General features: G+C 67.3%; 22 protein-coding genes and 1 pseudogene. 12 read left to right on the top strand and 11 right to left on the bottom strand.

Going from position 1 to position 25,445, the window contains the following annotated elements:
- Positions 1-139: 139 nt before the first annotated feature.
- Positions 140-1,180, bottom strand: coding sequence for an AAA family ATPase (locus tag ACX80H_RS08410; RefSeq protein WP_459312493.1), 1,041 nt, complete (start codon positions 1,178-1,180; stop codon positions 140-142).
- A gap of 305 nt (positions 1,181-1,485) precedes the next feature.
- Here ACX80H_RS08410 and ACX80H_RS08405 point away from each other — a divergent pair, with 305 nt between their 5' ends.
- On the top strand, positions 1,486-1,734 hold the full coding sequence (locus ACX80H_RS08405) for a hypothetical protein (protein ID WP_459312492.1): 249 nt from the start codon (positions 1,486-1,488) through the stop codon (positions 1,732-1,734).
- Between the two features lie 88 nt (positions 1,735-1,822).
- Entirely contained in the window at positions 1,823-2,389 is a 567-nt protein-coding gene (locus ACX80H_RS08400) for a dihydrofolate reductase family protein (RefSeq protein WP_459312490.1), read from the top strand.
- 92 nt (positions 2,390-2,481) lie between these two features.
- Here the strand turns inward: ACX80H_RS08400 and ACX80H_RS08395 are convergent, their stop codons facing one another.
- Complete coding sequence (locus ACX80H_RS08395) at positions 2,482-3,798, bottom strand: cellulase-like family protein (RefSeq protein ID WP_459312488.1); 1,317 nt, start codon at positions 3,796-3,798, stop codon at positions 2,482-2,484.
- Positions 3,795-7,088: a DUF5107 domain-containing protein gene (locus ACX80H_RS08390; RefSeq protein ID WP_459312486.1), complete on the bottom strand. Its 3,294-nt coding sequence runs from the start codon at positions 7,086-7,088 to the stop codon at positions 3,795-3,797. The genes ACX80H_RS08395 and ACX80H_RS08390 overlap by 4 nt, the downstream gene beginning before the upstream one ends.
- Positions 7,089-7,140: 52 nt before the next feature.
- On the opposite strand from ACX80H_RS08390, the gene ACX80H_RS08385 reads away from it, so the two are divergent.
- Positions 7,141-8,043, top strand: coding sequence for a helix-turn-helix domain-containing protein (locus tag ACX80H_RS08385; protein ID WP_459312484.1), 903 nt, complete (start codon positions 7,141-7,143; stop codon positions 8,041-8,043).
- A 64-nt stretch (positions 8,044-8,107) separates the two neighbouring features.
- Here the strand turns inward: ACX80H_RS08385 and ACX80H_RS08380 are convergent, their stop codons facing one another.
- The 3 genes from ACX80H_RS08380 to ACX80H_RS08370 are packed head-to-tail and all read right to left on the bottom strand — an operon-like array spanning position 8,108 to position 11,288.
- Positions 8,108-8,974: a carbohydrate ABC transporter permease gene (locus ACX80H_RS08380; RefSeq protein WP_459312482.1), complete on the bottom strand. Its 867-nt coding sequence runs from the start codon at positions 8,972-8,974 to the stop codon at positions 8,108-8,110.
- The gene (locus tag ACX80H_RS08375; RefSeq protein WP_459312480.1) at positions 8,968-9,960 is read right to left on the bottom strand and encodes a carbohydrate ABC transporter permease; all 993 of its coding nucleotides are present in this window, start codon (positions 9,958-9,960) and stop codon (positions 8,968-8,970) included. The genes ACX80H_RS08380 and ACX80H_RS08375 overlap by 7 nt, the downstream gene beginning before the upstream one ends.
- Positions 9,957-11,288, bottom strand: a complete 1,332-nt coding sequence (locus ACX80H_RS08370; protein WP_459312478.1) for an ABC transporter substrate-binding protein — start codon at positions 11,286-11,288, stop codon at positions 9,957-9,959. The genes ACX80H_RS08375 and ACX80H_RS08370 overlap by 4 nt, the downstream gene beginning before the upstream one ends.
- A gap of 329 nt (positions 11,289-11,617) precedes the next feature.
- Here ACX80H_RS08370 and ACX80H_RS08365 point away from each other — a divergent pair, with 329 nt between their 5' ends.
- From ACX80H_RS08365 to ACX80H_RS08340, 6 genes are all read left to right on the top strand, one after another.
- Positions 11,618-13,921: a beta-galactosidase gene (locus ACX80H_RS08365; protein WP_459312477.1), complete on the top strand. Its 2,304-nt coding sequence runs from the start codon at positions 11,618-11,620 to the stop codon at positions 13,919-13,921.
- A gap of 185 nt (positions 13,922-14,106) precedes the next feature.
- Entirely contained in the window at positions 14,107-14,952 is an 846-nt protein-coding gene (locus tag ACX80H_RS08360) for an HpcH/HpaI aldolase/citrate lyase family protein (protein ID WP_301225073.1), read from the top strand.
- Positions 14,953-15,054: 102 nt separating this feature from the next.
- A complete protein-coding gene (locus tag ACX80H_RS08355; protein ID WP_459312476.1) occupies positions 15,055-15,873 on the top strand; it encodes a DUF4397 domain-containing protein in 819 nt (272 codons plus the stop codon).
- 292 nt (positions 15,874-16,165) lie between these two features.
- Positions 16,166-16,648, top strand: coding sequence for a class F sortase (locus ACX80H_RS08350; protein ID WP_459312475.1), 483 nt, complete (start codon positions 16,166-16,168; stop codon positions 16,646-16,648).
- A 75-nt stretch (positions 16,649-16,723) separates the two neighbouring features.
- On the top strand, positions 16,724-17,287 hold the full coding sequence (locus ACX80H_RS08345; protein WP_459312474.1) for an RNA polymerase sigma factor: 564 nt from the start codon (positions 16,724-16,726) through the stop codon (positions 17,285-17,287).
- Entirely contained in the window at positions 17,274-18,032 is a 759-nt protein-coding gene (locus tag ACX80H_RS08340; protein WP_459312473.1) for an anti-sigma factor domain-containing protein, read from the top strand. The genes ACX80H_RS08345 and ACX80H_RS08340 overlap by 14 nt, the downstream gene beginning before the upstream one ends.
- Before the next feature lie 9 nt (positions 18,033-18,041).
- Here the strand turns inward: ACX80H_RS08340 and ACX80H_RS08335 are convergent, their stop codons facing one another.
- The 4 genes and pseudogenes from ACX80H_RS08335 to ACX80H_RS08320 form a co-directional block, all read right to left on the bottom strand.
- Complete coding sequence (locus ACX80H_RS08335) at positions 18,042-18,272, bottom strand: zinc-ribbon domain-containing protein (protein ID WP_301225078.1); 231 nt, start codon at positions 18,270-18,272, stop codon at positions 18,042-18,044.
- 95 nt (positions 18,273-18,367) lie between these two features.
- A pseudogene (locus tag ACX80H_RS08330) lies at positions 18,368-18,883 on the bottom strand (fatty acid desaturase); the annotation flags it as partial.
- 110 nt (positions 18,884-18,993) lie between these two features.
- Positions 18,994-19,629, bottom strand: coding sequence for a flavin reductase family protein (locus ACX80H_RS08325; RefSeq protein ID WP_459312472.1), 636 nt, complete (start codon positions 19,627-19,629; stop codon positions 18,994-18,996).
- Between the two features lie 2 nt (positions 19,630-19,631).
- Positions 19,632-20,471, bottom strand: coding sequence for an SDR family oxidoreductase (locus ACX80H_RS08320; RefSeq protein WP_459312471.1), 840 nt, complete (start codon positions 20,469-20,471; stop codon positions 19,632-19,634).
- Between the two features lie 411 nt (positions 20,472-20,882).
- Here ACX80H_RS08320 and ACX80H_RS08315 point away from each other — a divergent pair, with 411 nt between their 5' ends.
- Together ACX80H_RS08315 and ACX80H_RS08310 are read left to right on the top strand one after the other, a co-directional pair.
- A complete protein-coding gene (locus ACX80H_RS08315) occupies positions 20,883-22,325 on the top strand; it encodes an excalibur calcium-binding domain-containing protein (protein ID WP_459312470.1) in 1,443 nt (480 codons plus the stop codon).
- A 451-nt stretch (positions 22,326-22,776) separates the two neighbouring features.
- The gene (locus ACX80H_RS08310; RefSeq protein WP_459312469.1) at positions 22,777-23,694 is read left to right on the top strand and encodes an SDR family oxidoreductase; all 918 of its coding nucleotides are present in this window, start codon (positions 22,777-22,779) and stop codon (positions 23,692-23,694) included.
- Positions 23,695-23,771: 77 nt separating this feature from the next.
- Here the strand turns inward: ACX80H_RS08310 and ACX80H_RS08305 are convergent, their stop codons facing one another.
- Positions 23,772-24,815 (bottom strand): Yip1 family protein, encoded by a 1,044-nt coding sequence (locus tag ACX80H_RS08305; protein WP_459312468.1) that lies wholly within the window; start codon positions 24,813-24,815, stop codon positions 23,772-23,774.
- Between the two features lie 127 nt (positions 24,816-24,942).
- On the opposite strand from ACX80H_RS08305, the gene ACX80H_RS08300 reads away from it, so the two are divergent.
- The gene (locus tag ACX80H_RS08300) at positions 24,943-25,443 is read left to right on the top strand and encodes a DUF456 domain-containing protein (RefSeq protein WP_459312466.1); all 501 of its coding nucleotides are present in this window, start codon (positions 24,943-24,945) and stop codon (positions 25,441-25,443) included.
- Positions 25,444-25,445: the final 2 nt, after the last annotated feature.

Raw genomic sequence — 25,445 nt, 5'->3', positions numbered from 1 at the left:
AGGCGTCCACAGCAGGCGTTCGACGCGGGACCGCTCTGGGCCGGAGGATCGCGTCACGACTGGAGCCTAGCGGGAGAGGAAACCCGAACCACGACGGCGACGCGGTCCGATCACGTACCACCCGCGGTACCCGCCGTGCCTAGCGGGAGAGGAGCCAGCGCCACCACCGCGACGGGTCGGGGTCGGGTTCGGGCTCCGGTGCCGGTCCCTCGCCCAGGGCTCGGGCGGCCTCGACGAGGTCGTCCGTGGTGAGCGTCATGACGTCCTCGCGGTCCAGCGCGTCGAGGTCCCGGTCCTCGTCGAGCGAGAGCCTCAGCGCCTGGCGGTTCAGCGCCTGCTCGAACAGTGTGCGGGCGAACCGCGCATTACCGGAGTCCTCCCCGGTGTGGAGGCCGGCGAGGATACGGCGCAGCATCTGGTCCGCGCCCGGCTCCAGCGTGTACTCGTGCTGGGCCAGCATCTGGGAGAAGATCGTCTGGAGTGCGTCGACGGAGTAGTCGGGGAAGGTGATCTCGCGGGCGAACCGGGAGCGCAGGCCGGGGTTCGAGAGCAGGAACGCCTCCATCAGCCGCGGATAGCCGGCCACGATCACGACCAGGCGGTGGCGGTGGTCCTCCATCCGCTTGAGCAGGACCTCGATCGCCTCGGGGCCGAAGTCCGTCCGGCCGTCCTCCGGGGTCAGGGCGTAGGCCTCGTCGATGAACAGGACGCCGTCCAGTGCCCGCCGGATCACCCGGTCCGTCTTGATGGCGGTCGCGCCGACGTACTGTCCCACCAGGCCCGACCGGTCGACCTCGACCAGGTGGCCCTTCTGCAGCAGGCCGACCGCGCGGTACATCTCGGCCAGGAGCCGCGCCACGGTCGTCTTGCCGGTACCGGGGTTCCCGAGGAACACCAGGTGCTGGGACGTCGCCACTTCCGGCAGGCCGTGCGCCTTGCGGCGGGCCTGGACCTGCAGCAGTGCGACGAGCGCCCGCACCTGTTCCTTCACGGTCTCCAGTCCGACCAGCGCGTCGAGCTCCGCCTGCACCTCGGAGAGCGGTCGGGCCGGCCCGGGCCGGGCACCGATGAGGTCACCCATCAGGTCATCCACCCGCTCCGAACCGGGAAGCTTGAGCTGGTCGGCCAGATGACCGATGGTCTCGCGCAGGTCATCGAGTGGATTGCGGCTGGGAGCCATGCGTTTCTCCTCTGGCGACGGGTGGCCGCGAGTGGAAGGTCCGCGGTATTTCACTGTAGTACTCCCTTCTCCCGCGGGGTCGAGCATCAAACCGGGGAGTACGTGCTCCTCGATCCCGCGCTGGGTCCCGCCGTGTTCGGACCGGCCGGCGCTTTCTCTCCTCTTCCGTCCCGGAAACATCGGCCGCAGCATGGTGGTGGACCTCGGGCCCGTGGTGGAATAGGCACCCGAAGGTTCCGTCCGCCCGTGCATCGGGAACGATGCTTCACCCGCTTCCGGTACGGGCTCCGACTCGGGAGACACTCATGCCTGACCGCACAGCACTCACCCGGACGACGCCCGGCCGCAAGCGGTGGGGCGACCTGACCGACAGGCAGAAGGCGGGGGTGCTGGTCCTCGCCTCCGTGCAGCTGTCCCTGGTGGCCTCCGCCTGGGCCGACCTGGCCACACGCCCCAGGGACGAGGTGAACGGGAACAAGGGCATGTGGGCCGCGGTCATACCGATCAATTTCCTCGGACCGATCCTGTACTTCTGGAGAGGGATCCGGCGCTGACCGCGGTGCCCTGCCGGGATGTCCCGGATCAGAGGCAGCACGACCGGACGCGGGTGGCAGGACGAACACATCACGGAGGAGAGATCTGATGCGCGCGGTGACCTATTCGATGGGGGTCTCCCTGGACGGCTACATCGTGGGGCCGGACGGCGGCTTCGACTTCACGACGCCGGACGAGGAGGTTTTCCGGTCGGCCATCGACGAGATCCGCACGGTCGACGTCCACCTGCTGGGGCGCCGACTCTACGAGACGATGCTGTACTGGGAGTCCGCCGACCAGGAGCCGTCGACCGATGAGGCGGAACGCGAGTGGACCGCACTCTGGAAACCACTCCCGAAGGTGGTGTTCTCCCACTCGCTCTCCGCGGTCCGGGGAAGCAACACCCGCCTGGCGTCGGGCACCCTGGCGCAGGAGATCGAGTGCCTGCGAGCGGAGCCGGCGGAGGGGGACATCGCCATCGGAGGCGCCGCGCTCGCCGAGGAGGCGGCGGCGCTGGGTCTCATCGACGAGTACCGGGTCAGGGTCCACCCGGTGCTGGTCGGTGGCGGGCGTCCGTTCTTCCCCCGCCACCAGCGCCGGACGGACCTCGAACTCGTCGGGAGCCGTGTCTTCGGCTCGGGCGTCGTCATCTCCCGCTACCGCGTGCGGCGCTGACCTCAGGGAGCGTGGGCAGCAGCAGCCACGATCTCCGTTCCGCAGGAACGTTGGTGAAGTCGATCTCCGACAAGCAACCTCCGGTCGGGTATTCACCCCGTGACGCGGTGGTTGCGAATCACAGTGTTCATGCGGTGTTGCCACGCTGTGTCGGCCCAGAAGGGGTGATGCGGTGCTGCATTCGAGCCGAGGACCATCCCCCACACACCGTGGTCGAGGGCGGTCCTGATGCCGAGTTCTGCCAGTTCCCGGCCTACGGGCCCCTCCTCGAAGGTGCCGTGGAGGGGCGTGTAGCCGATCCAGCCCTCCCCGATGAGGGCAGGTACTTGCTGCCAGCGGGCCCATCCTGCGACGGCGATGACACGTGATTCGATTTCACGGCGCATGACCTCCCGGTAGGTGGCGTATTCGTTGTACAGCCAGGCGTCCCACGCGTCGGCGTCGATCAGGTCGTACCCGTACACCATCTGATCGGTCACTACGGTGGCGGCGTACTTCCAGTCCGCTGCCCGACCGTAGTCGGCGGGTGCCGGGGCGTCCGCACGAAGGAGAGCCTTGAGTTCGGGGTTGGGAAAGTCCGCGGTGTTCTCGGACCGGATGTCGATCCGCTTCTGCAGGGCGTCGAGGACCCCATAGCTGTAGATGTGGAACTGGGCTGCACCCAGGCCGTCAGGAAGCTCGTGCATCGTGAGGTGCGGTGGCTTCCCGTAGCTCGCGGTGATGAGCAGGTCGGGGTGGAGCTCCCGGAGGTGCAGAACCGCTTCGCTGCCGCCATCCTGGAGCGCGGGCAGGATGGAGAAATCGACTTCGTTGTGCAGCTCGACCAGGGCTATCCGCTGTCGATGGCCCGCGGCGGTGAGGGCAACGATGAGGCTGTCCCAGGCGTCCGCAAGGAGTGCGTAACGGTCGCTGAGCAGGACCCCGTCGATGGCACGGAACCACTCCTCCGATCGCGCGAACGACGTGGATTGCTGGTACTCCCAGCTGGCGAGGATGACGACGAGCCCGTGCCTGGCTGCAGCATCGAACAGCTCCAGCAGACGCTTCTGCAGGTCGATGGTGTAGCCGCCGGGGGCGTCGTACCACCGCGTTCCCTGCCCGAAGTACCCTCCGTCAGGCCTTGCCCCGAGGCCTTCGATCTCCAGCGCGCTCGCCAGATGGTCGAGGCCGAGGTCGCCGAAGAGGAGTAACGGTGCTGCGCAGATCCGGATGGTGTTGTAGCCACGTGCGGCGGCGTCGGCGCAGGCTGCGTCGAGGTCTTCGTACGGTCCGCCTGGTTCTGCGCGGGTGTACCAGGAGAAGTCCCACAGGCTGATGGTGAGCCGGGCCGGCAGATGCTCCGGGACAGGGCCGGTCAACGCCGCATCGGTGGAATCAAGGGTTCCTGATCCCAGGTATCGGTCACTCACAGGGCGCTCACTTCCTTCATCCCGAGAACCCTGCCTCGGTCCGCGAGGACCCTGAGTTGGCGCGCCAGCAGCAACTGTTCTGTCTCGGGGTGCCGTGTGAAGAGCAGCAGTTCCGGAAGCGACGTGGCGAAGTAGTCGACCTGCGATCCGGCGCGATCGAGCTCAGCTGCCCGCACTTCGAGGCTCGTCCAGACATCGGCAGCCCCGGCGTCGTCGCCGAGTCTCAGGCAGGCTACGCCGCGCCAGAAGTCGGTCGTGCCGATGGCGCGGCCAACGGCCAGGGCGTCGGCGCTGCCGCACGCACGGGCGTAGGCGCCCGAAGCTCCCTCCCTGTCCTCCAGCACCTCGAGTGCTTCTCCCAGCAGTACGTATCGCTCTGCGAGGCTGTCGGCGGGATGTCGTCCCTCGGAGAGGTTGGCCGGTGCGCTGATCCCTGCTTCGAGTAGAGCTGCCGCAGACGAAGGGTCGGTCCCGATGAGGCGACGGGCGACGGCGAGGGAGGCCCGGTCGTAGGCTGCGAGTGCCTTGCCTTCTCCGCCTTCGAAGGGCTGGAAGGTGCGTTGGTGCATGATTGCCAGCGCTTCGTCCGTTCGGCCGGCGTCCACCAGCAGGTTCACGTAGTGGAGGGTGAGGTCGTCGCGGACGAGTACCGCAGGGCCGTGGTGCTCGATGTGGTGCAGGCGTGCCTCGAGGGGCTCGTCGGCCAGCGCAGCCAGGAGCGCGCGTTCGAAGACGAGCCGGGGGTCACCGGGCCGGAGTTCCAGTGCCCGGTCGAAGTAGCGCGTGCCGTCGGTGACTGCCCCGCCGCTGTTGATGGTCGCGACGGCCGCGTTGCGCCATGCCACGGGGTCCGCCGACCCGAGACGTGTCGCCTGTTCAAGGGCCTGACGGGCTTCGTCCGTCCGCCCGGCGTCGATCAGCCAGGCGCCCCGGAGGGCGTGGGCAACATGGTCCGTCGGATCTGCGGTGATGGCGGCGACCAGCGCGTCGTACTCATCCAGACCCGAGGGGAACGCATATTTCGTCGTCGATCCACGAGCCTGCGTCCGCTCGGAGGCTGCGCCGGCAGTATCCCCCAGGGTGTCGAGCCAGGATGCCCGCAGGTAGTGCCGCAGTGGTTCCTGGTTCCCGAAGGTATTCAGTGCTGCCGATGGCGGATGCGCGGTGAGTTCCAGTGCACGTCTGCTGTCGCCCAGTCGCCACAGGTCGGCAGCAACCGCGAGGACGGTGCGCGGATCGATGGGTGCCAGTCGGCCCGCGAGGGCCTGCGCGACCGGGTCGAGCGGGTCTGCCGCGAGGCACTGCTCGAGAAGGCGTCGGGAGTCCTCGATCCGGCCCAGCCGATGCAACGCCACGATCATCGAGTGGTGTGCGGCAGGGCTCAGGATGTCGTGGTGTCGTGCAGCGCGGGCATGATCGAGGGCGTCACCCGGCTGCCCTACCCGGAGCGCCACACGGGCCGCTCCCAGACGCGATGGGTGCGCCCACGCCTTGTCCCACGCAGCTTTTGCGAAGAACCTGGCTGCCTCATCGAGGTGCCCGGCTCGTTCGGCCAGCAGCCCGAGCCGGTAGTGGGCTTCACCGGTCGGTGGGTTCAGGTTCCGTTTCGTCAGGCGTCCAAGGGCCCGCTGGTAGAGCGTCCGGGCTTCGCTGTATTCACCTCGTCCCTGGTGCCAGGCACCCAGGGCGAGACAGGCCCGGGAATCGTCCGGGTCCCGGGTGAGTGCCTCCTGGAAATACGGTGCCGCTGATCGTGTCGGGTGCCGGTACTGCTGGAGGTGGGTACCGGTCACGTACAGTTCGTCGGCTGACGGTATGGCGGCCGGCGCCGGGGGTTCTGTTGCGACCCAGGGCTCGACGGCGTCGGTACCGCCGGAGGGCCGGGTCCACGCGATCCGCTCGGAACCGTCCTGCAGGACCTGCACGGTGATGTGGTCGGAGGCTGCGCCGACGACCGGCACGGCTGCCGTGAAGGGCGTGGCCGGGGCAAGGTCGGTGCTGGTCTCCCACAGGATGGTGCTGCCCCGGCGAAGGACGATGCGAGCATTGCCCAGTACCCTGGCGCTTGCCACCCCGACCATGACGATCGAAGCATCCTCGTCGTGGTGGAGGGAGACAGCGAGGTCCCGGGTGGCCTGATGGGCTGGGCCGATGGCTTGGACGGGGTACCAGAACTGACTGAAGGTGCGCGTCTCGCCGGGCGCGAGATAGCTGAAGTCCGGCTGGTTGTCGGTGAAGACACCGGCCATGAGTTCGACGTAGGGCCCGTCCGAGTCGGTGAGGAGGCGGTCCCAGGCGTGACCGACGGGGCCGTTGCCCCAGGTCCACTGCTTCTTGCCCGGGGCGATCGACCGGTCCGCCCAGTGGATGAAGCCGGCTGCCGCCCGATGGTCGTACCCGCCGAAGAAGGAGTCCTCGGTGTCGGTGATCATGTAGGAGGTGGGGACGGGGATATTGCCGTAGAAGTCGATACGGTCAGCGTCCGGGTGTGAGGCGGTGACGCGGGCCGGGTAGTCGACGCCGTAGTAGGCCCTGTCCGCGCGGGGGAAAGCCGTGATGGCCCTGCGCGCATGGTCGGCCACGTAGCTGACATCGATGGGGAAGAACGACTGGTAGTCCTCATGGACGTGGGCTGCGACGTTCGCCCACCAGAGGAATGTCTGCGGCTCGTCGGTGCGGTTGTACAGGCGTACGGCCACTTCGATGACGGAGCTGTCCGGGCGGATCCTGACGCCGTGGGTTCCCCGCATGCGCTGCAGGGGATCGAGATCTCCCTGCCACACGGTCGCGGCCCCGTCCTCGGATCGTTCGATCGTGGTTTCGACCGGCAGGTAGGTCCCTGGGCGGTGGTGCTGCGGCCAGTTGAATTCGACCCCTCCTGAGATCCAGGGCCCCGCCAGTCCGACGAGGGCCGGCTTGATGACGTTGTTGCGGTAGAAGAAGTCGTATCCGTTGGTCTTGTCATAGCCGATGTGGATCCGCCCGCCGAGTTCGGGCAGGATCATCAGCCGGATCCACTGGTTCTCGAGGTGCACGGCCTGCCAGAGGCGGGGCTGCTTCGTGGTGGAGATGCGGTCGGTGAAGGGGATGGGATAGACCCGTCCACTCGAGCCCTGATAAACGCGGCGGTCCAGGAACATCGGATACTCGTCCGGTTCCTCCGGCGCGTACGTGTCGATCGATACTGCTTCACTCCAGCAGGCGACGCCGCCTTCATCGAGCAGCGCCTGCTGGTCCGCAGGGGCCGGGGGAAGGGTGATGGAACTCTTGGCGTCATCGGCGTGGCTCACAGAAGCAACCCTACGAACGTCCGGCCAGGTCCACCATGGCACATAATGAGGCATGCATGGACGATCCGACACACGTGAAGTTGTCAGTGAGCGGGCCACCGGGTTCGACGACCAGCGCCTGGTCGTGGTTCCTCGGCCGCTCGTCAGGGAAGCGCTCAGCCGCCCGGTGACCCGCCGGATAGTGGTGACCGATGCGGGGTTCTTCCCACTGGCAGCAGGCCATGGACGTCGTCGCGACAGGGGTGCGCCGGAGACGATCATCATGCTGTGCGTGGCGGGCAGCGGATGGGTCGAGGTCGGTGGGGTCCGTGCGCGGGTCGAGAAGGCGACCGCAGTGGTGCTTCCCGGAAGCACCGGAACACCTCATGCCTACGGGGCGGCGCCAGGGAATCCATGGACGATCTGGTGGTGTCACGTCCGGGGAACGGATGTAGCGGAGCTCATCGGCGAGGCCGGGATCAGCGATGACCGGCCGCTCATCGGGTTGATGGCCGTCGATCGGCTGACCGCCATCCTGGACGAGATCATCACTGCGCTCGAACGGGACCAGTCGCCCGCCCGTCTCGTAGCGACAGCGGGCATGGCGTGGCGCCTTCTGACGTCCCTGGCGGTCGACCGCCGGTCGCCGGAGCAGGGAGCGCCCCTCGAGCAGGCGATGCGGTTCCTCGAGGAACGCATCGACGGGACGATCCGGGTACCCCACTTGGCAGCGCTCGTCGGTGTGTCATCCTCCCAGTTGAGCAAACTGTTCCGCGAGGCGACCGGGGGAGGGGTCCTCGCCCACCACGTGGCGTTGAAGATGGCACGGGCCCGGCGACTGCTGGACACGACGAATCTCTCCGTCGCCCAGGTCGGGCAGGAGATCGGGATGGATGACCAGTTCTACTTCTCGCGGCAGTTCCGGCGGGTGCACGGCCTGAGCCCGAGCGCCTACCGGGCCGAGCGCAAGGGCTGATCGGCCGTCGTCGGGGTGCTGGTGCTCGTCGCAGTTCCGGTGCCTGATCCTGCAGTGGACAAGCTCAGCCCTTGGTGGCCCCTGCGGTCAGGTCGGCTCGCCAGAAGCGCTGCAATCCGATCATGAGCGCCACCAGCAGGACGGCGGAGAGCGCGGATCCGGTGACGACGAGCTGGTAGAACATCGGGTCCCGCTGGGTCTGCGAGTTCCACAGTGTCAGCCCGAGGGTGAGCGGGAACGTCTTCGTCTCATTGAGCATGACAAGGGGCAGCAGGTAGTTGTTCCAGATGGTGACGAACTGGAACAGGAAGATGGTCACCAGCGCCGGCGTCATCATGCGGGCCGCGATAGCTCCGAAGATGCGTAAGTCCCCGGCGCCGTCGATGCGCGCGGCTTCGATGATCTCGTCCGGCACGGCGGCATTCGCGTGGATGCGTGCGAGATACACGCCGAAGGGGCTGACCATGCTCGGCAGGAGCACGGACCAGTACGTGCCGGTGAGGTCGACGGCATTCAGCAGGAAGTAGAGGGGGAGCGCGATGACCGTCGCGGGCACGAGAACCCCTCCCAGGATGATCGAGAACAGCAGCTCACGACCCCTGAAGGGGAACTTGGCTATCGCGTAGCCACACGCCGCGGACAGGATCGTGGCAGCGAGGGCCCCCACGGCGGAGTACAGGATGCTGTTCAGGATCCAGGAGGTGAAGATCCCGCCGTCCTGGGTGAAGACGTTGGTGAGGTTCAGCCACGCCTGCGGTGAGTCGGTGAACCACAGACCGAAGCTGCTGAACAGCTCTCCCGGGCTCTTGGTGGCCGCTACGAGGACCCAGAGGATGGGCAGCAGGAAATACAGGGCGGCGATGACGAGAACGCCGTTGACCGCGACGGTGCTGGTCAAGGGTTGCCGGATGGACCGGGCCTGGTTCACCATGCGCGTTCTCCTTTGCGGTTCACGAGTCGGAGGAAGCCGAAGGAGAAGGCGAAGCCGAGCAACGCGACGATGACGGCCATGGCCGCGGCCAGATTGGGGTTGCCCTGGGAGAAGGCCTGGTTGTAGGCGGCGAGGTTCGGTGTGTAGTCGGAACTGATCGCCGTGGTCAGTGGCCTGAGGACAAGAGGTTCGACGAACAGTTGCAAGGTGCCGATGATGGTGAAGACGGTCACGAGGACGACGGACGGGCGCACGAGCGGAAGCTTGATGCGCCAGGTGATCGACCACTCGGAGGCGCCGTCGATCTTCGCGGCTTCGAAGAGCTCCGAGGGGATGGCGTTCAAGGCAGCGATCAGGATGAACATGTTGTAGCCGGCGAAGCCCCAGAGCGCGATGTTTGCGATGGCGAACAGGATGCTGTCCGTGCTCAGAGGATTCAGGTTGATTCCCATGGATGACAGGACCTGCAGGATCGGGCTCGTCGCAGGGATGTAGAGGAAGCCCCAGAGCAGTGCCGCGATCACACCGGGAACCCCGTAGGGGATGAAGAAGACGACCCGGAAGATCCGGGGGAACCGTGCGCCGGCAGAATCGATGAGCAAAGCCAGTCCCACAGCCGTCACGACCATGAGGGGTACTTCGATGGCGGCAAACGCCAGAAGCCGTCCGAGGCTTTCGATGAAGGACGGGTTGCCGAGGGCTGTGGCGTAGTTCCCGAAGAGGACGAAGGTCTTCTCCGGTGCGCCGAACCCGAGTCCGGACGCCTTGGTGGAGAAAAGGCTGTCATTGATCGCATACACGATCGGGGCGACGAAGAATGCCGTGAACATGACCGCGAAGGGCGCCACCAGAACCAGGAGCGCGACCTTCGAGTGCCGACGCGGTGGGGTGGCCGATGTCGGCGGAGGCGTGGTGGGGCCGGGCGCCCGGGGTGCTGGGGCAGCGGCGGGACGCGTGACGCGCCCCGCCGCTCTGGTCTGGCTCAATTGACTGCGATTCCCTTGTCCTTGAGCGCTGCGCTCATGTCCTCCTGCGTCCTGTTGTAGGCGTCGGGCAGGGGTGTGCCGCTTTCGACCGCTGTCTTGACGTTGTCACTGAGTGAGGCGAAGAGCGTCGAGGACAGGGGAGGCCACTTCCAGGTGTTGTCGACGTTCTTGTCCGACTCGGAGAAGACGTCCCAGATGTCCTGGCCGCCGTAGAAGGCGAAGACCTCGGGGTCGTCCTGCAGCGACGCGATTGAGCTGGTGTCCGCAAGGGCCGGCCAGCCGGCGCCGACACTGGTCAGGATGCTGACGCTCTCCGGGTCGGAGTTCAGCCAGGCCGCGAATTCAGCGGCTTCCTTGGGATGGTCCGATCCCTTCAGGACCGCGCTGGCGGACCCGCCCGCCCATGTCGCCGAGACATCCTCGCCCGCTTCCCACTGCGGCATGGCCCCGACGGCCCACTGTCCGGCGGTATCCGGGGCGGTGCCGCGCAGGATGGCGTCGGCCCAGGACCCGGAGATCCAGGACGTGACGTTTCCGTTCTGGATATCGGCGTTCCATTCGCTCGAGAAGTCCGCTTCGATCTTCACGAGGTCCTCGTCGATCATCTTCTGCCAGAACTCGGCGACCTTCAGCGTCTCGTCGTCGTTGATGGTGACGGTCCACGCGTCGTCCTCGGGGGCGAACCAGTTACCGCCGCCCTGCTGGGACAGGCCGATCAGCCACGGTGCCTGGTTGAAGGCGAAGGCCGTGATGTAGCGGTCGGGGTCGGAGGCCCGGATCTTCTTAGCTGCTTCGTAGTACTCGTCCCAGGTTGTCGGATACGTGATGCCGAGGGAGTCGAAGATGTCCTTGCGGTAGAACTGGCCGAGGGGTCCGCTGGCCTGGGGGACGGCGTAGACGTTGTCGTTGAAGACTCCTGTCTCCCACTGCCAGGGGACGAACTTGTCCTCCTGGTCGCCGACGTATTCGGTGATGTCCTCCAGCGCGTCATTGACGAGGAAGTCCGGGATGGCGTCGTAACCGAGCTGGGCGACGTCGGCCGGATTGCCTGCCTGGACGGCCGAGAGCATTTTGGCGTATCCGCCGTCGGGCCCGGCCGTGATGGTTTCCAGGGTGACGTTCACGTCGTCCTGTGAAGCGTTGTAGGCGTCGACGGCCTGATCGATGTTGGGGACCCAGGACTGGAAAGTGATGTCCACCGGCCCTTCCTGCGCTGCAGGGGCGGTGTCCCCGCCAGACCCGCTGCACGCCGTGAGTCCGCCGGCGAGGACGATGATCACCGAGGCGGCCAACGCCGACCGGCGGCCCGAGAAGTGGTTGCCGAACATTACATGCTCCTTTGCACTGCAGGACGGGTGGACTCTTTCGGGTCCGATGCGCCAAATCTAGGCGTGGAAACACTCCTACGACATAGGGATATGAGCCATCAATATGGACGTTCGTGTACGCGCGCTGTGGACTTTGAGATCCGCCCGCAGGCTGCTTGGATGGCATTGCTGGTGGGGAAGAAGCCTCTGCAGCTCCCTCGAGTTGAGTCCTGTAGGACGCGTGACGAACGAAAGCTGGTCGAGAGGCCGGCGGGAAGCCGGTACCGATGGTCCCCGATGCACACCACGCACCACTGACGATCGATGGACGATCCACGCGGAGCACCGGGATGCCTCAGCCTCCCGTCAACGGGCCGTCCCGGTACCGGATGACGCCGTGGTCCATGGAGCGCGATGGGCTTCCGGCGATCCCGGTGTCCGGCGAGATGCATTACAGCCGCGTGCCCCGGGACCAGTGGCGGGACCGCCTCAACCTCATGAAGGCCGGCGGGATCACGGTCGTGGCAACCTATGCGTTCTGGATTCATCACGAGCCCCAGCGTGGGGACGTGTCCTTCGGTGGCAGGCTCGACATCGCAGCCTTCATCGACCTGTGCGCGGAGCTCGGTCTGGCCGTCGTCGTACGGATGGGCCCCTGGTGTCACGGAGAAGTGCGCAATGGAGGGTTTCCCGACTGGGTCCAGGCCGCCCCGGTACGGCACCGCACCGACGATCCCGCCTACCTGGCACTGATCGAACCCTGGTTCCGTCACCTCGGTTCCCAGGTGGCACCCTTCTGCGGACCCGGCGGCCCCGTGCTCGCCGTCCAACTCGAGAACGAACTGTATGACCAGCCCGGCCACATCCGCACCCTCAAGCGGCTGGCGGCCGACAGCGGGATCACCGCCCCCTTCTACACGGCCACGGCGTGGGGTGGCGCGGACCTGCCCCTCGAGGACGTCATCCCCCTGTTCGGTGGGTATGGGGACGGCTTCTGGGCTGACGCGGATGAACCGTGGGACCCGAGCTTCCGCGCGCACTTCTTCTTCTCCCACGAGTGGGACGACCCCGGCATCGGCGCGGACCTCCGCACTGCTCCCCGCACCCGGTCATCGGTGCCCAGTCCCTACCCGCCCGCAACGTGCGAGCTGGGCGGAGGAATGGCCACCGCCTATCATCGGCGGCCACACCCGAGCGGGCTCGACATCGCCGCCGTCGCCCACAACAAGATCGGCAGCGGCTCCGCGTGGCAGGGCTATTACATGTTCACTGGAGGGATCAACCCCTCCAGCGCAGACCACTCCTACACGACCGCGCTGCAGGAATCCCACGACACCGGCTATCCGAACGACCTGCCCCAGTACGACTACGATTTCCATGCTCCTATCGGCTCCTCGGGGCGGCTGAACCCGAGCCATAACCTGCTACGGCGCCAGCATGCTTTCCTGGACGCCTTTGGCTCGTCCCTGGCCCCCATGGAGTCGAAGCTCCCGCCTCGAGGACCGACCGGGGTCGACGACGTGAGGACTCTTCGGTGGGCGATACGCAGCGACGGGCGAAGTGCCTTCCTCTTCATCACGTGGCATCAGCCCCATGTCCCGCTGGACACCTATGCGGACGCCCGGTTCGACGTGACCCTGCGCGACAAGCGCACGCTTTTCCCACTCGGCCCCGTCAACATTCCCCCCGGAACCCTCGCACACTGGCCCCTGGGTCTGTTCATGGACGGCGTCGAGCTCGAATGGGCCACGGCTTCGCCTCTGACCATCCTGCAGGACGGCGCGATCACCGTCCTCGTGCTCACAGCCGAGCACGACATCCCGGTGACGTGGAAGTGGGCCGACGACGTCGCCGTCACTCCCTACGGGGACAGCGAACGCGACGCATCAACCGGACCAGGAGCCGTCACCCGGATGCAGGTGTACCGGTGCTCCACGCCGACGACGCACATCGACGTCGTCGTGCTGCCGGCAGCCGACGCGGACCGGGCCTGGGTACTCGGCGATGGCGCGGACCGGCAACTGGTGCTGTCGGACGACCCGGTCTGGCTGGAAGTGGACGGGGTACTGCACGGGCGCTCGACAGCACCGGAACCGGACATCCACCGCTATCAGCCGTCGGCCCATGCCTTCGTACCCGTGCTGACTCGACCTCCGCAAAACCCTGCCGGCCGGTACCAGCTTCCGGTCACGCTCCTCCGGCCGGCCGGTCAGGTGCCGACGAGCTATGGCGAATCGGCCGGGCGGGCGAGTGCCCCCACCCAGGACGACATCCGGAGATGGGCGGCCGTCTACAGGATCGACGTTCCCCATGGGCGGGACCCGGGGCAGGGGCGACGCGAACTGGAGATCGACTGGGCAGGAGACATCGCACAACTGACGGTCGACAACCGGGTCGTCGCCGACCGCTTCTGGGATGGCTCGCCATGGATCGTCGACCTGGACGCCCTCGAGGTGGGTGCCGAGGCGACACTCATCATGACCACGCTGCCGCTGAACGCGGAGCACCCCATTCATATACCTGCGGGAGCACGTGCGACCGCCCTGGACCAGGGCCGGCAGCACGACGCACCTTCTGTCGAACTGGTGACCTGGCACCAGTGGGTGGAGTGCAGCGGCCCGACCGCTGATGACGGTTCGGACTGGCAGCTCTAGGTCATCGAGGCCGGAGCTGCCCCCCGTCATCCCTGGAAGAGGGCGGCAGTTCGAACCGACCGGGCGGTCAGGGGTGCGGGAGGCGTGTCCCTCCCATCCCGGCGGTCCCGTTTTGGTCGTAGTGTTCACGGGGTGCACGGCGTCTCCGTTGGATAATGCGCGGCAGTCCTCAGTACTGTTTGAGGATGGCTTCCCTCAGAAACAGCCGCGCCGCCGCGCTTCCCGCCAAGCTCTCCCGATCCTGGCTCCTGGCCTCCGCTGCTTCAGAGGACAACTTCATCCCTGCCCTCACGTCGGAGGCGGATTCGGTGGTGTTCGACATCGAGGACGCGGTCCCTGCCGCGGGCAAGGCCGAGGCCCGCGAGCGCGTGGTCGAGGCGCTGTCCACCGGCATGACCGCATGGGTCCGCGTCAACGGCATCGAGACCGAGTACTGGGCCGATGACCTCGCTGCCCTGTCCAAGGCGCCCGGCCTGCGCGGGGTCATGCTCGCGATGACGGAGAAGCCCGAGCAGGTCACCCACACCGCCATGCGCCTGCAGGCGGGGACGCCCGTCCTCGCCCTGGTCGAATCCGCCCTCGGCATCGAGAACGCGACGGCGATCGCCAGCGCTCCAGGAACGTTCCGCCTCGCCTTCGGCGTCGGCGACTTCCGGCGCGACACGGGGGCGTCGGACGAGCCGATGGCCCTCGCCTACGCGCGGTCCAAGCTCGTCGTCGCATCACGTGTCGGGCAGCTTCCGGGCCCGATCGACGGCCCGACCGTCGGAGCCCTGGGCGATGAACTGCTCGACGCCTGCAAGGTCACGGCCTCGATGGGCATGACGGGCAAACTGTGCCTGCGGCCCGAGGCCGCGGACACGATCAACCGCGGGTTGTCGCCGAGTGAGTCCGAGATCAGCTGGGCCGCCGAACTCCTGCGCGAGCATGCCGCAGGCGCCGTCGTCGGTGACGGGTCCTACCTGCCGCGTCTTGCGCGCGCACAGAAGATCTCCTCGCTGGCTGATTCCTACGGCCTCTGGAACGCCTGACCAAAAAAACTTGCAGCTCCTTGCATCCGAATCGCCGCTCATCCCGGTAGTACCGGGTGTCAGCGAAAAGTCCCCGCCACGGGACCACACCAAGGAGTAGTCATGCAAAGAAGCTTGTTTGCCATTGGAGCCGTAGCAGCCCTGGGAGCGGCATCCGTCGCCGCCCCGGCAACTGCCGCCGAAGCGCCGACCGGTGCAACACTGTCGGTCCTCCACGGAGTGCCGGATCTCACCGTGGACGTCTATGTGAACGGCGCCCTCACGCTGGACGATTTCGCCCCGGGCACGCTGGCGGGTCCGCTCGACCTGCCGGCCGGGGACTACCAGCTGGCCATCACGGCGGCCGACGCCGCAGACGCCAGCGCGCCGGTGATCGGCCCCGTGGACGTGAAGCTCGAGGCCGGCGGGAATTACACCGCGACGGCTAACCTCGATGCCGCGGGGCAGCCCACGGCGAACTTCTTCACCAACGACGTCTCGAACATCGAAGCAGGCAAGACGCGGCTGACGGTCCGCCATGTCGCGGCCGCCCCGGCTGTCGACGTCCTGGCCGGAGGCGCGGCGATCGTCCAGAACCTCAGTAATCCCGCTGAGGCCTCGCTGACCACGGATCCCGGCACGGTATCGGCGGCTGTTGCGGCCACCGGTACCACCGCCCCGGTGATCGGCCCTGCAGACCTGAACCTCCCCGAAGGCACCTCGACGATCGTCTACGCCTGGGGAAGCCTGGAGGCCGGCAACCTCGCGCTCGCCACACAGTCGATCGGAGGCCTCCACTCGTCCCCCGGCGCCGTTCCCGGTGGCCAGTCCGGCCTCGCAGCGCAGGACAACGACGGGGCAGCCATCGGGATGGGTGCAGTCCTCCTGGTTCTGCTCGCCGGTGCCGTAGCCGCGGCCCGTCGTCGGACCTCGCGGATCTGAAGCCGTAGCGCCGGGCGGGGAGGCCGTTCGTCTCCTCCCCGCCCGGCCATCATCCACAGGGAAGTCCGATACCGTGCACTCCAGACAATCAGCGATCGCCGCGGCGGTCCTCGCCTCCCTCCTCCTCACGGGATGCGCGCGAGGAGACGATGCGTCGTCGGCGGACCCGGCGCCCGTGACCACTGCGCCCCCCTCCGCGCGGTCGGGGCCCCAGGGTGGCCCCGCAACCTCGGGGACCGACGCCGACCCGACTGCCGACACTGCCGCCGCGACGCCGCCGGCGGTCGCACAGGTGCCCATCCAGCCGGCGGACGGCGCGCTCCAGCCTCCCGACCCGGCCCCGGTGACTCTCGACATCGCCGGCACGGACATCTCCGTGAACGTCGTGGACGTCGGGATCGAGGAGAACGGCGCCATGGAGATCCCGGACAGCTTCTACGAAGCGGGCTGGTACCGGTACGGTCCGGCACCCGGAGCGAAGGCCGGGAATGCGGTGATCGCAGCCCATGTCGACAGCCTCACGGAGGTAATGCCCTTCGCCCGGCTGAAAGACGTGCGGATCGGGACCACTGTCACTGTCGGGCTGGAGGACGGCCGGTCGTTGACCTATGCCGTCTCGGATGTGCGGAACGTCCCGAAGGCCACGCTGGACGGATCGGCGATCTTCGAGCGCGGCGGTGACCACGAACTGAAAATCATTACCTGCGGGGGTGAATGGCTGTCGGAGATAGGAGACTATGAGGATAATGTGGTGCTCACAGCCCTACCGCTCTGAGTCCCGCGGGACAGGAGCCAAGGACCGCATGACGTCGCATCGGTGCGGCGCCGGCGCCGGCTTGAGGAGTGACACATGGCAGCTCCTGGCCCTGAGTGGACGAGGCAACTCGACCTGCAGTTCTCTGCTGGGGACGAGCGCGCAATGGCCACCGCTTACGGGTGCTTCTCCCCGCTCGTCTACACGATCGCCCTCCGGTCCATGAGGGACAGTGGGGCAGCGGCCGACATCACCCAGGACGTCTTCGTCAGGGCGTGGCGATCCCGGGACAGCTTCGATCCGCAGTCGGGTCCTCTGCCGGCGTGGATCATGGGGATCTGCCGGAACGTCATCCTCGACTACCTGTCGGCCAGGAGCAAGCAGGAGCGCCTGGTGGTACGGGCGGGGTTCGCCCCCGAAACCGGCCCGGCACTCCATTCCAGCGTGGACACCATCGCCGACCGCGTGGTCCTCGCATCGGAGCTCGAACGGCTCGGAGAGCCCCAGGGTTCCATCCTCAGGCTGGCCTTCTACGAAGACCTCACCCACGAGCAGATCTCTGCGAGGATGAACATTCCACTAGGAACCGTCAAGAGCCACATCCGAAGGAGTCTTGTGCACCTACGCAACCGATTGGAGGAGTGGAATGCAGCATCTTGACCCGGACGCCGTCGGTCTGGCTGCGCTGGGTGAGCCACTCGACCTCCGGTCGCAGGAGCACCTCGTGCAGTGCAGCATCTGTTCCGCCGAGGTGGACGCACTTCGCAGAGTCGTCTTCACCGCGAAGGGGGAGGGGCCGCTGACCGTCCTCGAACGTCCGGGCCCGGCGGTCTGGGACGCGATCAAGACCGAACTGGGCCTGCCCGCCGAGCTGGGGGTGGACGGCGCGGCATCGGCCCCCGAACCGTCGGGGAACGTCCGCTCCCTGGCTGCGGCCCGGGACGAGGGTGGTGGCAGGAGGCGGCAGTTCTCCGCCCGATGGCTGGCGGTTGCTGCCGGCGTCGGCATCCTCGTGGGTGCGGGAGCGCTGTGGGGGCTGGAATCGCTGCGTGCGGGCGAGACGGGCGTCGTGCTGGCCCAGGCCGAGCTGGACCCGTTGCCGGGCTTCTCGGGGTCCGGTAAAGCGACCGTCTCCCGCGCCGACGACGGTACCCGACGTCTCGATGTCGACCTGGCGGGGGCCACTCCCGAGGGGTACAGGCAAGTGTGGCTGATAGCCCCCGACCTGCTGGAGATGTACAGCGTCGGCCTCATGGACGCGGATCAGGCCAGCTTCGCCGTGCCCGCCGACATCGACCTGGCGAGGTATCCCATTGTCGATATCTCGGACGAGCCCCTCGACGGCAACCCCGCCCATTCCAGCATCAGCATGGTCAGGGGCACCATTCAGGCCGTGGGTACCTGAGGGGCAGGGTCAGTACGCCAGGGCGCGCTGCTCCGAGCCGCTGATCCTCGAGGTGCCACCGCAGTTCGTGCAGACCTGCAGGCGTGTCTTCTTGAGGGTGAGGAGCGGGATGAAGAACACCGAGAGCTTCGTTTTGCGCTGAATCACCTGCTGCGGTGCGTGCATCCCGCAGTAACGGCAGGTGGCTGAGCGCGTGAACTGGAGGTGCTCACGCGTGGTGAGGCCGAAGAGGAAGAACATTCACCCACACTAACGGGCCCAGGGTGCGGTAGAAAGCACCCTTAGTAACCCTGTCGCGGCGTCCACGTGTGGTACCTGGGGCCGGCGGTAGCAGTTGACCAGTGCTCCCGGACGATGACGGCCGCGCGGCGGAGGTGCGGGCGCGGCATGTCAGGGAAGAGGTGGTGCTCGATCTGGAAGTTCAGGCCCCCGAAGGCGTTGTTGATGAAGGATCCGCCGCGGATATTGCGCGAAGTGAGGACCTGCTTCTGGAAGAAGTCCAGCGTGCTGTCCCGCGGCACCACGGGCATGCCCTTGTGGTTCGGCGCGAAGCTCGCGCCCATGCAGATGCCGAACACTGCCAGCTGGACGCCCAGGAAGGCGACCTGCGTGAGGACGACCCGGAGGGCGGCCGCGACCAGGAGCTGGAACCACGTGTCGCCCAGGAATGCGAACCCCGTCCAGGCCGCGCCCATGGCCAGGGCCAGGACCGCGAACACCGAGATGTAGAAGCGCCGACGTCGGTCCAGGAGGCCTTCCTTGCGGACCTGCTTGAGCAGGACGGAGTAGGAGGCGACGACGTCGTTCGGCCGGGAGATACGGACGGTGCGCGGGGCAGCGGTAACGCTCATGGGGTCCCTGGGGGTCGCGGTAGGCTTCCCAGCCGGGGTGGGGTGCTAACCCGCAGATTCCTCCACTCTCCGGGAGCACCCTGGGCGGCACCTGGTCGCGGACCATCCGATCAATGCGCGCCGGATGCCTCTGGCGCATCGTAGTGCCCCGGCCATTCCCCGACGGGGATACGGGTGATCGTGCGGATCCGGCCCGCGGTTCCCCACTCGTTCCTGCCGAGCCTCGAGAGTGGCTTCAGGGCGTCGATGGCCGGCAGGTCGCCGTCGAGCACGTCGTCGGACACCACTGCATGCAGCACCTCGCCGAAGACGAGCGTGCAGTCGCCCATCTCCTGGATCAGGTGCAGCCGGCACTCGAGGGCTACGGGCGATTCGAGGACGCGCGGCGGGCGCACAGTGGCGCTGGGCTCCCGGGTGAGGCCGACGGCGTCGAACTCGCTGACGTCGGGCGGGAAGTTCGTGCCGGTGGCATTGACGGCCTCGAAGAGGTCCTCAGGCGTGAAACTGACCACGAACTCGCCCGTGGCTTCGATGTTGCGGACGGAATCCTTGCGGCCCACGGAGGTGAACTGGACGATCGGCGGATTGACCGAGGCGACCGTGAAGAACGAGTGCGGCGCGAGGTTGTCCACCCCGTCCGCGGACGTCGACGAGACCCACGCGATGGGGCGCGGGACGACGACGGAGGTGAGGAACCTGTAGAAGGTCCGGCTCGATGCGGGGTCCGGCACGACGTCCCTGCGCATGCCTAGGACTTCCCCGCGAGGAGGTCGCGGAGGCTGAGCGGCCTGCGCCCCGTGAGGCGTTCGACGTCGGGTGTCACCTCGGCCATTTCGCCGCGGGCGATGGCCGTGTAGGTGCTGATCCAGGCCTTCACCAGCCAGCGCGGGGCGCCGTGGTGGGCGCGGGACGCGAGGGCCTCCTCGTAGGTCTCGTCCTCGAACCGGACGGTGGCGGGCGTGAGCTCGGTGATGAGTGCGGCGGCCTCGGCCAGGGTGAAGGCTTCCGGTCCGGTGAGGTGGTAGGCCGTGCCGGCATGGGCATCGGGTGCCCGCAGCACTGCCGCGGCGGACCGGGCTACGTCGGCCTGGGCGACGGCGGACAGCAGTCCGTTCCCGGCCGGTCCGCGGATGACGCCGTCCTCCGCGAGGGCGGGCACGACATCGAGGTACAGGTTGTCCCGGAGGAACGTCCACGCCATGCCGGACCTGCGGATGTGCTCCTCCGTGTACCAGTGGTCGCGCCCGAGGAGGAACGCTGCGTCGGATGCGGCGCCGAGGAAGGAGGTGTAGACGATGTGTTGGACACCCGCTTCCTTCGCCGCATCGATGAAGGTGCGGTGGGTGGCGACGCGGTCCGCTTCCTCGGCGGCCGACACCATGAACAGGACGTCGACGCCGGCGAGTGCCTCGACGGACGCGTCGAAGTCCGCGTAGGTGGTCCGGCGCACGACCGATTCGGGTAGGTGCTGCGCCCGGTCCGGCGACCGGACCGGCAGGATCAGCGGCACCCCTTCCACCGCGAGGATGCGGGCGACCTGGCCGCCCACGGTGCCGGTTGAACCTGTGACTGCGATGCGCTGCTCCATGTCCTTTCCAGCCATGCAGAGGCGGAGATTATTTCCGCCCACCCCGCGCAGGCGGCGACGAGCAGCGCCGCACCTCGACCCTGATGCGCGACCAGTGCTGACTTCCGCGTAGTTTCTTCTCCTTCTTTGAGTAGTCGACCGTCGATTGATGGGTAGTAACTGCTTGCTTTTCCGATGGGCCTGGTGATTTACGAGTAGTTGCCACTCATGTTTCCTCCTCCCCGGGTTCATAGATTGAGTGGTGCACGACCGAATACTTCGCGCGAGGGGACCGCGCCTTCTGCATTCACTCGAAAAGTGTTCGCAGCATTCTCGGCTCCTGAACGTGGCACCGGTCGACCTGAAAGTCCAGAAACGACGGGACAGTCGGTCGGCTTGGGACCACGCTGCGCGGAGTGCCGCGGGATGCCAATGCCACTTCGTCTGAATGGGGAAAGAAAGTGCAAAGTCCACTCGCGGCCCTCGGGAATCATGGGTCTGCTCTCGCTGGGCGTAACTCCGGCGGCGGTCGCCGCCGCCGGAGAAGAATCTGAAATCGGCCACGCCACCGATTCCGTACAAATACCGGGCGTCGCAATCAACGTCGATCTTCACGGGTTCAACGGACACGGCAAGGGGTTGCGACCTACGCGCCAATTCACGCCCGAACTCAACCAACAGAAACAGGTAAAAATGAACAAGCGCACAGGGCTACTCGCCCTCGCCGTCACTGCCGGTCTCAGCACGTTCTCCGTCGGCCCGGCGTTCGCAACAGGACAGATGGCCGAACCTGTCGAACAGGTGTGTGACGAAGGTACGAGCGGCAAGCAGGACGTGACGGAGTCAGGACACACGCAATTCACCATCACTGCCCCGGAGGGACAGCTCATCGCGAGCTACTGCGTCAAGGCCGGTTCCTCCAAGCAGGGCGACGGTCCCGAGACCGTGGTTCTGTCCACCCCTCAGTCACAGGTGACGATCAGCCACTCCAGCGGGAAGGACATCTCCCACTACTCCTACACGTTGGTTCCCGTGCCGGTCGTCGTCGCTCCCATCCCGAAGGTACCCGAGGTGCCTGAGGTTCCCGAGACGCCGACCCCCGAGGTCCCTGAGGTTCCCGAGACGCCGACCCCCGAGGTCCCTGAGGTTCCCGAGACGCCGACCCCCGAGGTCCCTGAGGTTCCCGAGACGCCGACCCCCGAGGTTCCCACCCCGGAAACCCCCGCAGTGCCTACCCCGGAGACTCCCGAGACCCCGGAGGAGCCGACTCCCGAGCTTCCTGTAGAGGAAACCCCTGTAGAGGAAACCCCTGTAGAGGAAACCCCTGTAGAGGAAACCCCTGAAGAGGAAACCCCTGAAGAGGAGACCCCCGTCGCGGAAACCCCCGCTGAGGAGGCTCCTGTCGAGGAGACTCCCGTCGTCGTCGTGCCTGTTGAGGTAGAGGTCCCCGTGACGGTGGAAGTAGTCCTCACGCCGGTCGTCGTCGTGGACGCTCCCGACAACGTTCTCCCGGTGTTCGACCATGCAGCGGCCCGTGTCTATTACGAGAACTGCACCGAGGTCCGGGACGTCCTGGGCCGCTCCATACTCCTGGGTGAAGAGGGCTACCGTGCCGGTCTCGACCGGGACGGCGACGGTATCGGCTGCGAGCTGGATACCGAAGGAAACCGAACTGACGAGGGCGCCGGCAACGGTGGGGTTCTCGTGACCGACGATGACGACGAGTCCACTGGCAGCACAGGGCAGCTTGCCTACACGGGCGCCGGCGACAGCATGAAGATCGCCGGGGGCATCGGTGTCGGTCTCCTGGCTCTCGGCGCCGGTATGGTCCGTGCGGGCCGTGGCCGTCACCGCGCCGTCACGGCACAGCAGTAGCGCAGAGGTAAGGGGCCGGTGCTGACGCACCGGCTCCTTACGAACCCGATGTGCTCGACGTGCATCAGGGCGCGTCAGCGGCCTCGAGTCCGATCCCAGCACCCCGCCTCGTGCACGGCGACTAGACTGGGGCCACTATGGATTACATGCGCAAGCTCCGTACCCCGATCGTCTGGCTCATCGTTGCGGCCATGATCCTCAGTGTCGGTGCGGGTTTCTTCTCGGTCGTCTTCTGATCCCGCGCCGGCGGATCCCGGTATCCGACCTGGTACCGGCGCCCCTGTAGGCGTCGACTGTACGCTGCGCCACCGCCCGTCGGGGCTTCCGGCCGAGCTTGTCCGGGGTCCCCGGCGCGCCTAGGGTGATAAGTAGGCTTAGCTTCAGCGGCCAGTCGACAAACCCACAGCGCCCGCCGCGGCGCAGACACGCATTCTGTACAGGGAGAACACCTATGACCTCCGAGAGCACATCAGGATCGACCGACCAGTACACCTTCCAGAACCCCGTCACGCGGTTCGAGAGCATCACGCCCCCGGCCGAGCACACGCCGGAGCCCGGACTCGACGCCGACATGGAGATCAAGGCCGACCGCGGCGAGACCTCCTACCGCGGGACCGGCCGGTTGCAGGGCCGTAAGGCGCTCATCACCGGGTCCGACTCGGGCATCGGGGCGGCCGTCGCCATCGCCTACGCACGTGAGGGCGCCGATGTCGCCCTGTCCTACCTCCCCGAGGAGGAGGAGGACGCCCAGGTGATCAGGGGCCTCATCGAGGCGGAGGGCCGGAAGGCCGTCTGCCTCCCCGGCGACCTGAAGGACGCCGACTACTGCGCGTCCCTGGTCCAGCAGGCCGTCGAGGGACTCGGTGGCCTGGACATCCTCGTCAACAATGCCGGCAAGCAGGTGGCCGTGGAGTCCCTCGAGGAACTCAGTGACGAGCAGCTGGACCACACGTACAAGACGAACATCTACTCGTTCTTCCGCGTGACCAAGGAGGCGCTCAAGCACCTCGGGCCCGGCTCGACGATCATCAACAGCACCTCGATTCAGGCCTACGAGCCCTCGCCGACCCTCGTGGACTACGCCAGCACGAAGGCTGCGATCAACAACTTCACGAAGGGCCTGGGGCAGCAGCTCGCGCCCAAGGGCATCCGCGTGAACGCGGTGGCGCCCGGTCCCATCTGGACGCCGCTGCAGCCCTCGGGCGGTCAGCCGAAGGACGCGCTGCCCGAGTTCGGCAAGAGCACCCCGCTCGGCCGCGCAGGTCAGCCCACCGAGCTCGCACCGGCCTACGTGTTCCTCGCCTCGGCGGAGTCCAGCTACGTGATCGGCGAGACCCTCAACGTCAACGGCGGAATGCCGTCGCCCTGAGCCGCGCAGCACCCGAATGACGGAACAGCCCCGGACTCGAGTCCGGGGCTGTTCCGTCGGTCCTGCCGGCGGGCGTGCTACTCGGCGTCGAGGGCGTCGAAGTCGGCGCGGTCGATCTTCCGGTGGTAGCGCATCCCGGCGAGGCCACCGAGGATCGCGCCGAGAAGTGCGACGGCGGCGACCACGAGCAGGCCGATGAGTCCGGGCCCGGTGAGCTCCTGGGCGGAGGGGACGCCGAGGTTCTGGAACCGATCGGTGATGTTCGCTTGATTACCGACGATGAAGCCGATGATGGCGAGCACGACGGCGACGATGATGGCCCAGAGCCAGACCGCGACGCCCTGCTTCACGCCGCTGAAGCGTGCCATGCGCCCAGCGACGTACCCGCCGGCGAAGTAGGAAAGCAGGAGGATGACGCCGAAGACCACGGCGGCCGTGAGGCCCGCGGTCTGCGCTTCACCCGATCCGATCCTCACGTCCGCAGGGGAGAGGTCGGCGCCGACGCCGAAGAGCGCGGCCAGTGCGCCGACGAGGGCCGACAGGAGGACGAACATCCCGGTCGCGGTGAGCCAGCCGAAGAACGCCGAGCCGAACTTCATGCCGCCGAAGTGCTCCTTCTCGCGCCGGTGGAGCAGCTTGCGGTCCTCGAGGCTCGGCACCCCGGAGCCCGCGGTCGTGCTTCGTGGCACGTCGCGCTCGCGGCCCCGGTCAGCACCGTCGGTGCGTGCCGATTGTTTGGTGGCGGTCACCGGGACGACCCGAGTCTGCGGCGTCGTGTCCTCGTGACGGGGCGAGGCATCGCGCGACGCCGAGATCGGCGCCGGGGTGGACTCGCGGGTCGGAGCGCTGTCCGGAGTGTCCGAGTACATGCCCGGGACGTAGTCGCCGCTGGTGTCGTCCTCCGACGAGTAGGCACCGGGCACGTACTCGCTCCCGCCGTCGGCTCGTGTCGCGCCGGTCCCGTGACCGTCGGCAGGGGTGCTGTCGGCACGTCCGGCGCTGCTGGCGCCTGAGCCCGACCGGCCGGTGTCGATCAGTTCCGTGGGGTTGTCGGGGCCGTCGGCGCGTCGGGCCCCCGCCCGACGATCGCCGTCCGTGTTCCCTGTTCCTGGTGTACTCATTGGTCCTCCTGATGTCAGGGCCCGAGGGCTCGCTAAGTCGCCTTAGTATTTCCTCCAGTATTCCACGGCGTTCATCGATCGGGTTGGCGCTCGCCTCGTGCCGCGTACGGGATGCAAGACTGGGGCCATGGATCTAGAGGTTTTCATGACGGTCGTCTGCGGGGCGCTGATCGCTGTCGGTATCGCGGGAGTGGTGGTCCCGGTCCTGCCGGGGAGCATCCTGATCATCGTGTCGCTCCTCGGGTGGGCGCTCACGGTATCGAGCACCGAGGGCTGGGCGGTGTTCTCGATCGGCACGGTGTTCGCCGGGGCCGGCCTCGCTGCCGGCCTCGTCCTCACCGGCCGTGCCCTCAGGCAGCGTTCCATCCCGGGCAGGTCCGTGACCATCGGAGTCCTGGCCGGGATCGTCGGCATGTTCGCCATTCCCGTCGTCGGCCTGTTCGTCGGGTTCGCCCTCGGGCTGTTCGGCAGCGAATACGTCCGGCAGCGTGATGCCGGAGCCGCCCTTCGGTCGAGCCTCCACGCGCTGAAGGCGACGGGGCTCGGCATCCTGGCCGAACTGGCCCTCGCCTGCCTCGCCGGGACCACCTGGGTCATCGGCGTCTGGATCTACTTCGCCACGAGGTGACG

The organism is Arthrobacter pasteuri, assembly GCF_054510955.1.
Note: the sequence above shows the minus strand (reverse complement) of the source record. Positions and strands in the feature narration are given on the sequence as shown.